The 15710-nt window shown below is 59.8% G+C and carries 12 protein-coding genes; 10 read left to right on the top strand and 2 right to left on the bottom strand.

What is annotated here, in order from left to right; translation table 11 throughout:
* Window positions 1–56: 56 nt before the first annotated feature.
* Window positions 57–866: a GGDEF domain-containing protein gene (locus PL599_RS04625; protein ID WP_077981677.1), complete on the top strand. Its 810-nt coding sequence runs from the start codon at window positions 57–59 to the stop codon at window positions 864–866.
* 68 nt (window positions 867–934) lie between these two features.
* Here PL599_RS04625 and PL599_RS04620 read toward each other — a convergent pair whose 3' ends face one another.
* Window positions 935–2239, bottom strand: coding sequence for an MFS transporter (locus PL599_RS04620; protein WP_269823651.1), 1305 nt, complete (start codon window positions 2237–2239; stop codon window positions 935–937).
* Between the two features lie 543 nt (window positions 2240–2782).
* On the opposite strand from PL599_RS04620, the gene PL599_RS04615 reads away from it, so the two are divergent.
* The 9 genes from PL599_RS04615 (at window position 2783) to PL599_RS04575 (ending at window position 15065) form a co-directional block, all read left to right on the top strand.
* Complete coding sequence (locus PL599_RS04615; RefSeq protein ID WP_137410690.1) at window positions 2783–3709, top strand: D-alanine--D-alanine ligase; 927 nt, start codon at window positions 2783–2785, stop codon at window positions 3707–3709.
* The gene (locus PL599_RS04610; protein WP_162520299.1) at window positions 3697–4629 is read left to right on the top strand and encodes a cell division protein FtsQ/DivIB; all 933 of its coding nucleotides are present in this window, start codon (window positions 3697–3699) and stop codon (window positions 4627–4629) included. Before PL599_RS04615 ends, PL599_RS04610 begins: the two co-directional genes overlap by 13 nt.
* Window positions 4626–5957, top strand: a complete 1332-nt coding sequence (gene ftsA / locus PL599_RS04605; RefSeq protein ID WP_004442783.1) for a cell division protein FtsA — start codon at window positions 4626–4628, stop codon at window positions 5955–5957. The genes PL599_RS04610 and ftsA overlap by 4 nt, the downstream gene beginning before the upstream one ends.
* Window positions 5958–6048: 91 nt before the next feature.
* Window positions 6049–7797, top strand: coding sequence for a cell division protein FtsZ (gene ftsZ / locus PL599_RS04600; protein WP_137410688.1), 1749 nt, complete (start codon window positions 6049–6051; stop codon window positions 7795–7797).
* 272 nt (window positions 7798–8069) lie between these two features.
* On the top strand, window positions 8070–9029 hold the full coding sequence (lpxC, locus tag PL599_RS04595; RefSeq protein WP_142911613.1) for a UDP-3-O-acyl-N-acetylglucosamine deacetylase: 960 nt from the start codon (window positions 8070–8072) through the stop codon (window positions 9027–9029).
* Between the two features lie 233 nt (window positions 9030–9262).
* Window positions 9263–10129 carry an outer membrane protein assembly factor BamD gene (locus tag PL599_RS04590; protein WP_269823650.1) on the top strand — a complete coding sequence of 289 codons (867 nt, stop codon included), beginning with the start codon at window positions 9263–9265 and terminating at the stop codon, window positions 10127–10129.
* A gap of 15 nt (window positions 10130–10144) precedes the next feature.
* Window positions 10145–11818 (top strand): DNA repair protein RecN, encoded by a 1674-nt coding sequence (gene recN / locus PL599_RS04585; protein ID WP_269823649.1) that lies wholly within the window; start codon window positions 10145–10147, stop codon window positions 11816–11818.
* A 114-nt stretch (window positions 11819–11932) separates the two neighbouring features.
* The gene (ligA, locus tag PL599_RS04580; RefSeq protein ID WP_269826305.1) at window positions 11933–14107 is read left to right on the top strand and encodes an NAD-dependent DNA ligase LigA; all 2175 of its coding nucleotides are present in this window, start codon (window positions 11933–11935) and stop codon (window positions 14105–14107) included.
* Window positions 14108–14171: 64 nt separating this feature from the next.
* On the top strand, window positions 14172–15065 hold the full coding sequence (locus tag PL599_RS04575; protein ID WP_271358923.1) for an aminoglycoside phosphotransferase family protein: 894 nt from the start codon (window positions 14172–14174) through the stop codon (window positions 15063–15065).
* 6 nt (window positions 15066–15071) lie between these two features.
* Here PL599_RS04575 and PL599_RS04570 read toward each other — a convergent pair whose 3' ends face one another.
* Window positions 15072–15605 carry a GNAT family N-acetyltransferase gene (locus PL599_RS04570; protein WP_269823773.1) on the bottom strand — a complete coding sequence of 178 codons (534 nt, stop codon included), beginning with the start codon at window positions 15603–15605 and terminating at the stop codon, window positions 15072–15074.
* Window positions 15606–15710: the final 105 nt, after the last annotated feature.

Below are 15710 nucleotides of genomic sequence, written 5' to 3'. Positions count from 1 at the left end.
ATTGTTTTTTTATTAGGTAATGCTAACGGAAATATGTGATCTAGGTGCCCTTGAGCATGATGTTGGATCTTTGGAAAAAAACGATCGAGATGATGAGTTTTTCGGTCGCGACGCTCGAGGGTCGGCGGCGGCTCCAGCCGATGGAATTCTCCATTCGTATTGCGTGTCTCGTGACGCTCATTGTTATTCTGATGTGCACGGGTGGCCTGACGCTTCTTGCGCAGTTCGGGCTTGTGACCGATCTCTTCAACGGGATCATGTTGGCTGTGACACTTGGCGGGGCTGTGGCGTTTACGGTGACATTGCTGGTCTGCTGGCTGAATGCGAGGGAAGTGCAAATTCTCGTGCAATCCCACGAGCGCTTTCTGCATCTGAGCCATACGGACGCCCTGACTGGCCTCAGCAACCGGCTCGGCCTTTATGCGGCATGTGATAAACTCGGCAGCGACTACTGCGTCGCCTTCCTCGATATCGATCATTTCAAATCGGTGAATGACAGGCACAGCCATCTCGTCGGCGATCTCGTCATTTCAAGTGTTGCGCGCCGGATAAGGGAGCATTTCGATCCTCCAGCGCATGTCGCGCGCCTGGGCGGCGAGGAATTTGTGGTCGTCCAGGAGACCAACCGGCTGGCTTTCCTGCAGATGTGCGAGAGGGTGCGCGCAGCTGTCGCGGCGACGCCGGTGGAGCATCAAGGCCTTCGGATCACGGTGACGATTTCGATTGGTGTCGCTTTTCGCGGCGACGCCGAAATTTTCGACAAGGTCATGCACAATGCCGATCTTGCGCTTTATCGGGCAAAGGATGGCGGACGCAATCGCGTCTGCATGGTGGGCCATGTCGAGCGGCGTCAGTCGGTGGCTTAAGCAGAAATTGACAGACAAAAGCCCGCGAAACGAAGGTTTCGCGGGCTTTTGTCGTTGAGCATCTCAGATCAGACTTCGTCCTTGCGGGACATAAGGATGCAGGCGAGCGTGATGAGCGCCGATACACAGAGATAGTAACCGACATAACCCATGCCGTAATTCACCTGCAGCCATGTGGCGATGTAAGGCGCCAGCGATGCGCCGAAAATGCCGGCCATGTTGAAGGTGATGGACGAGCCGGTGTAGCGCACCCGGGTCGGGAAGGGCGCGGCAAGCGCCGTTCCGATCAGGCCGTAGGTCATGCCCATCAGCATCATGGCAAGAGCCGCAAAGACGAAGATCGAGCCTTCGCCGCCGGTCATCAGGCCGGGCAGCAGGAAGGAGAACAGGCCGATCAGCACCGTCGTGATGATCAGGATTTCACGACGACCGAATTTTTCGGCGAGCTTGCCGGCGATCGGAATGAAGATGCCGAAAACGATGGAACCGAGGATCTGCACTTCCAGCGCGTCGAGGAACGGGATTTTCAGAACCTTGACGTTGTAGGACAGCAGATAGGCGGTGCCGATGTAGAAGAGCACGAAGGTGGCCAGCGCCACGAAGGTGCCGAGCACGAGGCTGCGCTTGTGGTTGCGGAACAGTTCCGCAACCGGCACGGCCACGCGCTCTTCCTTTTCGATTGCCTTCTGGAAGTCGGGCGTTTCGGTGATCGACAGGCGAACCCACATGCCGACCGCGATCAGGATGATCGAGGCGACGAAGGGAATGCGCCAGCCCCAGCTCAAAAGCGCTTCCTGAGACATGAAGTGCAGCAGGATCCAGAACACGCCGGACGAAAGGAACAGGCCAACGGGTGCGCCGAGCTGCGGGAACATGCCGTACCAGCTACGCTTACCCGGAGGTGCGTTTTCCGTGGCGAGCAGGACGGCGCCGCCCCATTCGCCACCGAGGCCGAAACCCTGGCCGAAGCGGCAAAGCGCGAGCAGCAGCGGGGCCAGAACGCCGGCGGTCTCATAGGATGGCAGGAGGCCGATCACGACGGTGGAGACGCCCATCGTGAGTAGAGCGGCGACAAGGGTGGTCTTGCGGCCGACACGGTCGCCATAGTGGCCGAAGACCACAGCGCCCAGCGGGCGGGCGAAAAAGGCGATGGAGAAGGTGGCGAAGGACGCCAGAAGCGCCGTCATCGGGTCACTGTTCGGGAAGAACAAGGTGGGGAACACGAGCACTGCGGCCGTGGCGTAAACGTAGAAGTCGAAAAACTCGATGGTCGTGCCGACCAGACTGGCAGTGAGAACTCGTGCAGGCGAATTTGTCTTTACAACGTTCGAATTGTCAGCCGTCGGCGATACCGTAGATATCGCGTCGGTCATGGTATTGGTTCCATTTTGAATGATTTCAATGTCATGCCTTGGGAGGCGATGACTGCGTTAACGTAATTTTTGTGCTCAGGGAATGCTAAAAAAGAAATAATGCAGATATTGTGATCTATCAGCGCGACACGTGTGGTTATACTTCTCGAGGATGCTTTGGCGATTGAGAGACTGATTCAGGCCGCGGTTTTAAAACGCTGAAACGCCAGATAATTTTCCCTGGGGAATAATCCCGTCTGTTAACGTTTCGACCTTGCCTTTATCGCAGAGCAGGCGCCGTGCGGCTGCCGTTTTATTTTCGATCATTGAAAACCTGTATGTTGCAATCCGTGCAACTCTCTGATTCCAAGGAGGGAATCCGGATCGGTGCTGATTCTTTAACGAAACTCGGCACGTTGGACGCGGCGGTTAACGAAAGTAAACGATTCATTAACCTTAATGGCGTTTAACTGATCTCAAGGATCATGTGCCAGAATCACCGTTCGTCAAATCCGGTCGGTTCGGGGCGTGGTTCGTAACGGAGAGTTGGTGTCAGAGGGTTCGATGAGCGGCAAGCACGTAGCTGTTCTTTTGGGTGGATTTTCGTCGGAGCGGCCGGTCAGCCTGTCGTCGGGCAACGCTTGCGCGCAGGCTCTGGAAGACGAGGGCTACAAGGTCACCCGGGTCGATGTGGGGCGCGATATCGCCGCCGTACTCGACGAGCTGCGCCCGGACGTCGCCTTCAATGCACTGCACGGTCCCTTCGGCGAAGACGGCACCATTCAGGGTATCCTCGAATATCTCGCGATTCCCTATACGCATTCCGGCGTGCTGGCTTCCGCGCTCGCCATGGACAAGGCGCAGGCCAAGAAAGTTGCCGCGGCTGCCGGCATCCCGGTGGCTGCCGAGCGCGTCATGAACCGCTTCGATTTCACCAGCGAACATCCGCTTGCGCCGCCCTATGTGGTGAAGCCGGTGCGTGAAGGTTCGAGCTTCGGCGTGGTGATCGTCAAGGAAGACCAGTCGCATCCGCCGCAAATCCTCACCTCGTCGGAATGGCGTTACGGCGATCAGGTCATGGTCGAGCGCTATATTCACGGCCGGGAATTGACCTGCGGTGTACTCGACGGCGAGGCGCTGGGCGTCACCGAAGTGGTGCCGCTCGGTCACAATTTCTATGATTATGATGCGAAATATGCGGCTGGTGGCTCGAAACATGTCATTCCCGCAGAAATTTCACCGAAAATTTACCAAAAAATTCAAACACTGGCGGTTATGGCGCATCGGGCGATCGGATGCCGTGGCGTAAGCCGTTCAGACTTTCGTTACGACGACCGTTTCTCAGAAGATGGCGAAGTTATCTGGCTTGAAGTGAATACGCAGCCGGGCATGACGCCGACCTCCCTGGTGCCGGAAATGGCGGCCCATGCTGGCCGCTCCTTTGGTAACCTTGTCAGCTGGATGGTGGAGGACGCTTCGTGTTTGCGGTGACCGGCAAAAAGTCGACGGCAAAACAGCGCGAGCAATATGCGGCGGCGGCCAATGCCGACGATCGCAGGGTGCTGCCGCGTCCGCTGCGCCGCTTCGTGCGTTTCGGTGTCAGCCTTGCGACCGGACGCATTCACATTCCCGCCCATACCGGCACGATTTCGGCTTTCGCCTTTTACGCGGTGATCGGGCTTTACGGCATGTCGCTCGGTGGCCACACCAATATCGTCACCCAGACGACCACCTCGGCTGCCGGTTTCGCAGTCGAGGATGTGAAGGTCTCCGGCAACCGGCAGACCTCCGAAATCGATGTATTCCAGCTTCTCGGCCTCGACGGCAGCACCTCGCTGATAGCGCTTGATATCGATGCGGCGCGCCGCAAGCTGGTGCAGCTTCCCTGGGTGGAAGATGTCGATATCCGCAAGGTGTATCCCAAGACCGTGGAAGTCCGGCTGAAGGAGCGTCAGGCCTTCGGCATCTGGCAGCACGGAACAGAACTGTCGTTGATCGAAAAAAATGGCAGCGTGATTGCGCCGTTGCGGGATAATAAATTCGCCTCCCTGCCGCTCTTCGTCGGCCGCGACGCGGAAACGGGTGCTGCCGGTTTTGTCGCGCAACTGGCCGACTGGCCGGAAATCCGCAACCGCGTTCGCGCCTATGTCCGCATTGCCGGCCGCCGCTGGGATCTGCATCTCGATAACGGCATCGTCGTTAAGCTGCCGGAAGAAAACCTGCCGCAGGCGCTACAATTGCTGGCGCGGCTCGATCTCGAGGAAAAGGTGCTGTCGCGCGATGTTGCCGCCGTCGATCTGCGGCTGTCGGACCGCACCACGATCCAGCTGACCGAGGGCGCCGCCGAGCGCCGTCAGGCCGCTGTCGACGCGCGCACCAAGGCTCTCAAGAAGGCGGAGAAGAACACATGAGCTTTTTCGGTTCTTCCCATTTCGGCCTGCCTCGCCTGAAGCCATTGTCTTCCAAGCGCAGCCACATCGTTTCGGTGCTCGACATCGGCTCGACCAAGGTCGTGTGCATGATCGGCCGGCTTACGCCGCGCCAGGAAAGCGAAATCCTGCCGGGTCGCACCCATAAGGTCGAAATCATCGGTATCGGCCATCAGCGCTCGCGCGGCGTAAAGTCCGGCGTGATCGCCGATCTCGACGCGCTGGAAGGCGTGATCCGTCTTTCGGTCGATGCGGCCGAGCGCATGGCGGGGCTTACCGTCGACAGCCTGATCGTCAATGTGTCGGCTGGCCGGCTGGCGAGCGATATCTACACCGCGAGCATCGATCTCGGCGGCCAGGAAGTGGAAGCAAGCGATCTGCGCAAGGTTCTGGTGGCGGCAAGCCAGCAATCCATGCGCCAGGACCGGGCGATCCTGCATTCGCTGCCAACAGGTTATTCGCTGGATGGCGAGCGCGGCATTCGTGATCCGCTCTCCATGTATGGCGATCTTCTCGGTGTCGACATGCATGTGGTGACTGTCGAACGCACGGCGCTGAAGAACCTCGAGCTTTGCGTCAATCGCGCGCATCTTTCGGTCGAGGGCATGGTGGCGACGCCCTATGCCAGCGGTCTTGCGGCACTGGTGGATGACGAAGTTGAACTCGGCTGTGCGGCCATCGACATGGGCGGCGGCACCACGACGATCTCGGTTTTCGCCGAAGGCCGGCTCATTCATACCGACGCAATCGGGCTTGGCGGCCATCACGTTACGACAGATCTTGCACGAGGCCTCTCGACACGAATCGAAGATGCGGAGAGACTGAAGGTGGTGCATGGTTCGGCTTTGCTGAATGGCGCGGATGAGCGCGACATGATTTCGATCCCGCCGATTGGCGAAGATGATCGCGATCAACCATCGCAAGTTTCAAGAGCACTTGTTACCCGCATCGTGCGGGCGCGTATCGAAGAGACGCTGGAATTGATCCGTGATCGTATCCAGAAGTCCGGCTTCAGCCCGATTGTCGGCAAGCGCGTCGTCCTGACCGGCGGCGCAAGCCAGCTGACGGGTCTGCCGGAAACGGCGCGGCGCATCCTTGCCCGCAACGTTCGTATCGGCCGCCCCATGGGTGTGGCCGGTCTTCCGGTCGCGGCAAAGGGCCCAGCCTTTTCGACGGCGTGCGGACTGATGATCTATCCGCAGGTGGCGGATATCGAAATTCATGCTGCGCAAGGCGGAATGTTCTCGCCGTTCGGCAACGGTAGCGGCCGGATAGCCCGGGTGGGGCAATGGCTGAAAGAGAGTTTTTGAGTGGCCTCGTGGCGCAAGCCGGAGGTTTCAGAGTTGAGTTTCAAGAATCGGCCAGCGGGGCGATGCGGCCAGAGAAAGAAGGAATGTTAAAATGACGATACAGCTGCAGAAGCCTGATATCACAGAGCTGAAGCCACGCATCACCGTCTTCGGTGTCGGCGGTGGCGGTGGTAACGCTGTCAACAACATGATCACGGCCGGCCTCCAGGGCGTCGACTTCGTCGTCGCCAACACGGATGCGCAGGCGCTGACCATGACGAAGGCAGATCGGGTCATTCAGCTCGGCGTCAACGTCACCGAGGGTCTCGGCGCCGGTTCGCAGCCGGAAGTCGGTCGCGCTGCCGCTGAAGAATGCATCGACGAGATCATCGATCACCTGAACGGCACCCATATGTGCTTCGTCACCGCCGGCATGGGCGGCGGCACCGGCACGGGCGCTGCTCCCGTCGTCGCACAGGCTGCCCGCAACAAGGGCATCCTGACGGTCGGCGTCGTCACCAAGCCTTTCCACTTCGAAGGCGGCCGCCGCATGCGTCTTGCCGAACAGGGCATCGAGGAACTGCAGAAGTCCGTCGATACGCTGATCGTCATTCCGAACCAGAACCTCTTCCGTATTGCCAATGACAAGACGACCTTTGCGGACGCCTTCGCCATGGCCGACCAGGTTCTCTATTCCGGCGTTGCCTGCATTACTGACCTGATGGTGAAGGAAGGTCTCATCAACCTCGACTTCGCCGACGTCCGTTCGGTCATGCGCGAGATGGGCCGCGCGATGATGGGCACCGGCGAGGCTTCCGGTCCGGGCCGTGCGATGCAGGCTGCGGAAGCGGCCATCGCCAACCCGCTGCTCGACGAAACCTCGATGAAGGGCGCACAGGGCCTCTTGATCTCCATCACCGGTGGTCGCGATCTTACCCTGTTCGAAGTCGACGAAGCGGCGACCCGTATCCGCGAAGAGGTCGATCCGGATGCGAACATCATCCTCGGCGCAACATTCGACGAAGCGCTGGAAGGTCTCATCCGCGTCTCCGTCGTTGCAACCGGCATTGACCGCGTTGCAGGCGTCGGCGAGCAGAACGTTGCCGAAATGCGCGCCGCAGCCGCCGCTGCAAAGCCGCTTATCCGTCCTTCCGCGGCCGTTGCTCCCGCTCCGGCCGCAGTCCAGCCTGCCGCAGTCTCGCAGGCACCGAAGGCCGTAGACCCGATCGCGCAGACCATCCGTTCGGCAGAAGCCGAAATGGAACGTGAACTCGGTTTCGCCGCACACCAGCAGCCGGCACAGGACTTCCGTCCGCAGAGCAAGCTGTTTGCATCTTCTCCGGCTGAAGCGCCGGCGGCTCTCCGTCCGGTTCAGCAGGCGGCTCCGGCTCCGGTAGCCCAGGCTCCGGCCTATCATGCTCCGGAACAGGTTTCCGCTCCGGCGCCGCGCATGCAGCCGCCGCAGGCGCCCGTCTATCAGGAGCCCGCACCGGTTGCGCGCCAGCCCGAGCCGGTTCGCATGCCGAAGGTCGAAGACTTCCCGCCGGTCGTCAAGGCCGAGATGGAACATCGCACCCATGCCGCTCCTGCCGCCCAGGAAGAGCGTGGCCCGATGGGTCTTCTGAAGCGCATCACCAACTCGCTTGGTCGCCGCGAAGAAGAAGAAGTTCCCTCCGACATGATGGACGCACCGAGCATGGCTCCGCAGCAGCGCCGCGCGCCGCTTTCGCCGGAAGCAAGCCTCTACGCACCGCGTCGTGGCCAGCTTGACGACCACGGCCGCACAACGCCTGCCTCCTCCAGCCATCACGATGACGATCAGCTGGAAATCCCGGCCTTCCTGCGTCGCCAGTCCAACTAAAGGCGATTCCATAATCCCCTTGAAACGCCCGGATCACACGATCCGGGCGTTTTGTTTATTTCACGTTGTTAACACTAAATTAATTCGTATTTTCAACGGCTTGTGCATGTAACAATCCGAAACGAACAGTGATTTGTCGTGGCACCTACATGTGCGTATGTATGAGACTGGGTAAAGGAACAGATTGACTTTGCCGGTCGTTAAAAGCCGGCTTGAAAACTTTGAACGGCGCTGGCCCAAGCGGCGCGGTTTGCAAAACAAGGCATATTCGCATGACCATCGGACTGCTCGGATTTCAGACAACTATCGCACATGCTGTTCAGCTTAAAGGCATTGGCGTGCATTCCGGCAATCCGGTCTCGATGACGTTCCAGCCCGCAGAAGCTGGAACGGGCATCGTTTTCAATCGCCTTCATGACAATGGCAACGTTACAGAACTGAAGGCGGTGTCCGCCAATGTCGGTAACACCGATCTTTGCACGGTGCTCGGCCGCTCGCTGACGCAGTCTGTCGCGACGATCGAGCATGTCATGGCCGCCATTTACGCCATGGGCCTCGACAACCTCATCATCGAGGTCGACGGTCCGGAAGTTCCGATCATGGACGGCAGCTCGGCGCCTTTCATCGAGGCGATCGAATCCGTCGGCATCAAGAACCTCGGCGTGAAGCGCCGCTACATCCGCGTCACGAAGCCGGTACGTATCGATTCGGGCGCCTCCTGGGCGGAATTCCGTCCTTACGACGGTACGCGTTTCGAGGTGGATATCGATTTCGACACGCCGCTGATCGGCAAGCAGTCCTGGAAGGGCGACCTGACGGCGGAAACGTTCAAGAACGAACTGTCGCGTGCCCGTACCTTCGGTTTCATGCGTGACGTGGAGCGCCTGTGGGCCGCCGGTTATGCGCTCGGCTCTTCGCTTGAGAACTCGGTCGTTATTTCCGATGACAACAGCGTCATCAACATGGAAGGCCTGCGTTACGCCAAGGACGAATTCGTCCGTCACAAGACGCTGGACGCCGTGGGCGATCTGGCGCTTGCCGGTGCGCAGTTCATCGGCTGCTACCGCTCCTACCGCGGCGGCCACAAGGTCAATGCGAATGCGCTGAAGGCGCTTTTGAGCGACCGCACGGCCTATGAGATCGTCGAAGCGCCGGCAGCCCGCAACCAGATGGTTCGCGCCCGCGAATTCGTTGCTGTCAACATGCCGGAATTCGCACCCTGGTCTGCTTGAGTTCCTTCGCAGGCTATCAATTGACAGAAAAAGCCGCTCCCTTTGGGGCGGCTTTTTCGTGATGCGAACAAGAAGTTGCGTTATATCGTCTGATATTCATGCGATTGCATGGGTGGATGCCATAAAAATGCGTTAATGCGTCATCATTGCGTTGCCCTGCGGATGCTTTTATGGCTAGAACGCCATTGCGAAGCCGATGCTTATGTATTTGCGCGGGAAGTGGGAACTGTCGAATGAAGCATGTAGGGTCTGGTGCAATGAAGGGTACGATGCGGGGGATCGCGGTTTCGTTGATGTTGGTCGGCGCGAGTGTCGTCGTCACGGCCTGCCAGTCCGATCCGGATATCGACATCACCAAGCTCGGCGTCGAGACCGATCCGCCTGACGTTCTGTACAAGCAGGGGCTTGCCAACATGAACGCCGGCAACATGACAGAAGCCTCACGCAAGTTCGAGGCGATCGACAAGCAATATCCGTTCACCGAATGGGGCCAGAAGGCGCTGGTGATGCAGACTTTTATCGCCACACGCACCAACAAGAACGATGTGGCGATCACCACTGGCAGCCGGTTCCTGCGGCAATATCCGCGCGCCAAAGATGCCGCTTATGTTCAGTACATGATCGGCCTTGCCTATTCGAAGCAGATTTCCGATGTGACACAGGACCAGCGCGCAGCACAGCGCACCGTCGAGGCGATGAACAAGGTCGTCAACGACTATCCCGATTCGGAATATGTCGCCGACGCACAGGCCAAGATCCGTTTTGCCCGCGACCAACTCGCCGGCCGCGAAATGCAGGTCGGTCGTTATTATCTTGAGCGCAAGGAATATCTCGCCGCCGTTTCGCGTTTCCGCATCGTCGTCGAGCAATACCAGAACACCAACCAGATCGAGGAAGCGCTGGCGCGTCTGACCGAAGCCTATTACGCCATGGGCCTGGTGGACGAAGCGCAGACCGCGGCTGCCGTTCTTGGTAACAACTATCCTGACAGCCAATGGTATGCGGATTCCTACAAGCTGCTGAAGGGTCAGGGGCTGGAGCCGCGTGAAAACAAGGGGTCCTGGATTTCGCGCGCCGGCAAGAAGCTCATCGGCGCTTGAGACGGGGCATAGGCCATGCTGGTCCAGCTCTCGATTCGCGATATCGTTCTCATCGAAAGGCTCGACCTCGGTTTTGAGGCGGGCCTTTCCGTGTTGACGGGCGAGACGGGTGCGGGCAAATCCATTCTTCTCGATAGTCTCTCGCTGGCGCTTGGTGGCCGCGGCGATGGCGGCCTTGTGCGGCACGGCGAGGACAAGGGGCAGGTGACGGCCACCTTCGAAGTCCCGAACGATCATCCCACCCGGCTTCTCCTGCGCGAAAACGGCCTTGATGACGATGGCGACCTTATTTTTCGTCGTGTGCAATCTGCCGACGGTCGCACCAAGGCCTATGTCAACGATCAGGCCGTGAGCGTGCAAATGATGCGCCAGCTCGGGCAATTGCTGGTGGAAATTCATGGTCAGCATGATGATCGCGCGCTTGTCGATACCGATGCGCACCGCACGCTGCTGGACGCCTTTGCTGGGCTGAGCGATGAGGCTCGCGCTGTTCAGGGCCTATACCGCGCCTTTAAGGACGCCGAACGTGCGCTGAAGACGCACCGCGCCAAGGTGGAGGCGGCGGCGCGCGAGGCGGATTACCTTCGCTCGTCCGTCGAGGAACTGGAGACGCTCTCGCCGCGCGACGGCGAAGAGGAGGAGCTGGCCGAGCGCCGGGCGGTGATGCAGAAATCCGAACGCATTGCCGGCGACATCGCGGAGGCCAGCGAGTTCCTGAACGGCAATGCGTCGCCTGTTCCTGTCATCGCGTCGATGATGCGGCGTCTGGAGCGCAAGAGCCACGAAGCGCCGGGATTGCTGGAAGACACCGTACAATTGCTGGATGCCGCGCTTGACAGTCTCTCCAACGCACAGATGGAAGTGGAGGCGGCCCTGCGCCGCACCGAATTCGATCCGCGTGAGCTGGAGCGGGTGGAGGAGCGGCTGTTCGCGCTGCGTGCTGCCGGGCGCAAATACAATGTCGCCGTACCCGATTTGCCGGCTCTCGCCGAAAAAATGGTGGCCGATCTCGCCGATCTCGATGCCGGCGAAGAAAAGCTCGGCAAGCTTGAGGCCAATCTCGGCGTGGTGAAGGCCGATTTCGACCGTGCCGCGCAATCGCTTTCCGACAAACGCCGCAACGCGGCGGAAGCGCTTTCCAACGCGGTGATGGCAGAACTGCCGGCGCTGAAGCTGGAACGGGCGCGGTTTACCGTCGAGGTGACCTCCGATCCCGAACAAGCGACGGCGGACGGTATCGACACGGTGGAATTCCACGTCCAGACCAATCCGGGCACACGCCCCGGCCCGATCATGAAAGTGGCCTCGGGCGGCGAATTGTCCCGCTTCCTGCTGGCGCTGAAAGTGGCGCTGGCGGATCGTGGTTCGGCGCCGACCCTGGTGTTCGACGAAATCGATACGGGCGTTGGCGGTGCGGTGGCGGATGCCATCGGCCAGCGGCTGCGCCGCCTGTCGAAAACCGTGCAGGTCCTGTCCGTCACCCATGCGCCGCAGGTGGCGGCGCGGGCGGCCACTCATCTTCTCATTTCCAAGGGCCCATCCGGCGACGGCAGCGAGCGTATCGCGACGCGCGTGGCCACCATGGAGCCGAAGCACCGCACCGAGGAGATCGCCCGCATGCTGGCCGGCGCATCGGTGACGGACGAGGCTAGGGCTGCGGCGGCTCGCCTGCTGGCGGCCAAGGACTGACGGCTACCCGTTGCCTTGCGCAAGCGGATGCGGCCTGTGAGTCCAACGGCAAAACTGTTTTTAATGTTTGTTATTTCGGCTAAAAGCGTTCGGTAATTCCGAAAAGAGGCCGTCATGTCGCAAGACCAGAAATCCGTCGAAAACCTCACCGAGCTTGAAGCCTCTTCCGAGCTTGCATTTCTGGCGGCCGAGCTTGCGCGGCATGATGCGCTTTACCACGGCAAGGATGCGCCGGAGATTACGGACGCCGAATATGATGCGCTGAAGCGTCGTAATGACGCCATCGAAGCGGCTTTCCCGGCGCTGGTGCGGGCCGACAGCCCGTCGAGAAAAGTCGGCTTCGCGCCGCTTCCGACCTTTGCGCCCATCGTGCATGCGCGGCCGATGCTGTCGCTCGACAATACCTTTTCGGAAGAGGATCTGCGGGATTTCGTCAGTTCCGTCTATCGCTTCCTCGGGCATCTGCCGGACGATTCCATCGCCTTTACCGCCGAGCCGAAGATTGACGGGCTTTCCATGTCGATCCGCTACGAGAACCGCAGGCTGAAGACCGCGGCGACGCGAGGAGACGGCACGACCGGTGAAAATGTCACCGCCAATATCAGGACCATCAAGGAAATTCCGGACGAACTGCCCGCCGATGCGCCCGATGTGGTGGAAGTACGCGGCGAGGTCTATATGGCCAAGAGCGACTTTCTGGCGCTCAATGCCCAGATGGAGGCCGAAGGCAAGCAGACCTATGTGAACCCGCGCAACACGGCATCCGGTTCGCTGCGCCAGCTCGACGCCAATGTGACGGCGAAACGCAAGCTGCGGTTCTTCGCCTATGCGCTGGGCGAGGTTTCGAATGGCGGCCAGCCGGCGCGGCTCGCCGATACCCAATACGGCATTGTTGAGAAGTTCCGCGAGTGGGGTTTCCCGGTCAATCCGTTGATGAAGCGATTCACCTCGGCCCAGCAATTGCTTGAACATTATAACGAAATCGGCGTCGCGCGGCCCGATCTCGATTACGATATCGACGGCGTCGTCTATAAGGTCGACCGACTCGATCTGCAGGAACGGCTTGGTTTCCGCTCGCGCAGCCCGCGCTGGGCCACCGCGCATAAGTTCCCGGCCGAGCAGGCCTTCACCACCGTTGAGAATATCGAGATACAGGTGGGGCGCACTGGCGCCTTGACGCCGGTGGCGCGGCTCACACCGATCACCGTTGGCGGTGTCGTCGTTACCAATGCGACGCTGCATAATGCCGATTATATCGAAGGTATCGGCAATAGCGGCGAGCGCATCCGCCCGGAAGACCACGATATCCGCATCGGCGACACGGTCATTGTGCAGCGCGCCGGCGATGTCATTCCGCAGGTGCTGGATGTGCTTCTGGAAAAGCGTCCGACTGCGTCGGTGAAATATGCCTTCCCGGAGAAATGCCCCGTCTGTGGCAGCCATGCGGTGCGGGAGCGCAATGAAAAGACCGGCAAGCTCGATTCGGTCACGCGCTGCACCGGCGGTTTCGTCTGCCGGGCGCAGGCGGTGGAGCATCTCAAACATTTCGTTTCGCGCAATGCCTTCGACATTGAGGGGCTCGGCACGAAGCAGATCGATTTCTTCTTCGAAAGCGACGATCCTGCGCTCTCGATCAAGACAGCGCCTGACATTTTCACGCTGAAGGCGCGACAGGAGGCGTCTCATCTGACCAAGCTCGAAAATATCGACGGCTTCGGCAAGGTCAGCGTCAAGAAGCTGTTCGACGCCATCGATGCCCGCCGCGAGATCGATCTGCACCGGCTGATTTTCGCTCTTGGCATCCGTCATGTGGGCGAGACCACGGCGAAGCTTCTGGCGCGCTCTTACAGCACTTATGAGCATTTCGAGGAGGCGATGAAGGCGGCGGCTGATCCTGCAAGTGACGCCTGGGCTGAACTCAACAGCATCGATGGCATCGGCGAGGTGGTGGCGCGCGCCATCATCGAGTTCTACAAAGAGCCGCGCAATCTCGATGTCATCGACCGGCTGATACGGGAGCTTCGCCCGAAGGAGGCCGAAAAGCCCTCGACCGATGGCAGCCCGGTAGCGGGCAAGACTGTGGTCTTCACCGGCTCGCTCGAAAAATTCACTCGTGACGAGGCGAAGGCCCGCGCTGAAAGTCTTGGTGCGAAAGTCGCGGGCTCGGTGTCGAAAAAGACCGATATTCTGGTGGCGGGGCCGGGGGCCGGTTCCAAGCTTGCCAAGGCGACGGAACTGGGCGTGCAGACCATGGACGAGGATGAGTGGCTGGCATTGATCGGCGGTTGAGGTTCCGTCATCGCAATGTTGTTCTCTGCCGCTAGAGCTTTGCGCCTGACACGGAGAGCGCAGCATGGATGACCGTATTGTCGTCAGCACAGAACAGGTCGGGGCGCTGGTGGACAGCCAGTTTCCGCAATGGGCGGGGTTAAATATCCGGCCGGTGGAACTGAGCGGCTGGGACAATCGCAGCTTCCGTCTTGGCGATGAGATGCTGATCCGCATGCCAAGTGCCGCCCGGTATGTTGCGCAGGTCGAGAAGGAGCACCGGTGGCTGCCGGCGCTTGCGCCGCTCCTACCCTTTTCGATCCCTGCGCCATTGGCGCTCGGGCAGCCGGGACAGGGTTATCCGTTCCACTGGTCCGTCTATCGCTGGCTTGAGGGCGAACCGCTCGCCAGGTATCTGGATCGTGTTGATCTTTCTACCATCGCCATCGATGTTGCCGCGTTTATAAGGGCATTGCACGGGGTGGATGCTTCGGATTGCCCACCCGCAGGCGCGCATAATTTCCATCGCGGCGGCTCGCTTTCGGTCTATGACGGGGAGGCGAAGGCTTCGGCGGCGCGGCTTGCGGACGAGGTGGATCAGGCGCTGGCCATGGAGATATGGCAGCTTGCACTTTCGAGCCACTGGCGGAAGCAGGGAGTGTGGGTGCATGGAGATATTGCCGGGGGCAATCTGCTGGTGAAGGACGGCCGGCTTTCAGCCGTCATCGATTTCGGCAGTTCCGGCGTCGGCGATCCGTCTTCCGATCTCATCCTCGCGTGGAATGTGCTCGATGCGGAAAGCCGCGCCGTTTTTCGTAAGGCGCTGGAGCTGGATGAGGCCACATGGCAGCGCGGGCGCGGCTGGGCGCTGTGGAAGGCTTTGATCGTGCTGGATGCGGAGCGCGGATGTAACGACAAAATGGCCGAATGGTCGCGGCGGACCATTCGGGAGGTGTTTTCGGATCACCTGGACAACTGACCGGAACTACCGAAGACGCGCCATCACGTGAGCATCGACGTATTTTCCATCGCGGTAGGCGTCGTTGCGAAGGGTGCCTTCGCGTTCGAAGCCGAATTTCTCGTAAAGCCTGATTGCCGGGAGATTGTCGGTGAAAACATTGAGTTCGATCCGCTTGATGTCGTGCCAATTGTCGGCGGTATCTATCAGCGCTGCGAGAAGGTGTGATCCCACTCCTTTACCGGCAAAATCGTCGTGAACACTGATCACAAGATCGGCAATGTGGGACTGCCTTCCCGCCCTGCGAAACAGTCCAGCATTGGCAACGATCTTTCCTCGCCATTCGCCAACAATCGCGATATCGTTCGGGCCACGGTTCTCCATCGCTTTCCGTGTCTTTTCAACGGACTGAAACGGTTGTCGAAGCGTGCCGTGACGGACGCCAGGCAGGTTGAACATTTCGGTCAAGGCTTCGGCATCGTCCAGGCGCGCCGCACGCAGGATGACTTCGTTCAAGCTGAATTGCGAATCTTCATTATCGGCAAATTTCAAGTTCTGCATGCCTGTCTCCTTGGGCGTATTGGGGGCGTGTGGGGAGCAGGTTTGCGAACCCTGCTCTCTTGGCAGGGTAAAAATGGATCGCTTAACGCGACGACACACCTTTCC

The sequence above is a fragment of the Agrobacterium sp. ST15.16.055 genome (assembly GCF_027956555.1).
Lineage (GTDB): Bacteria > Pseudomonadota > Alphaproteobacteria > Rhizobiales > Rhizobiaceae > Agrobacterium > Agrobacterium salinitolerans.
Note: the sequence above shows the minus strand (reverse complement) of the source record. Positions and strands in the feature narration are given on the sequence as shown.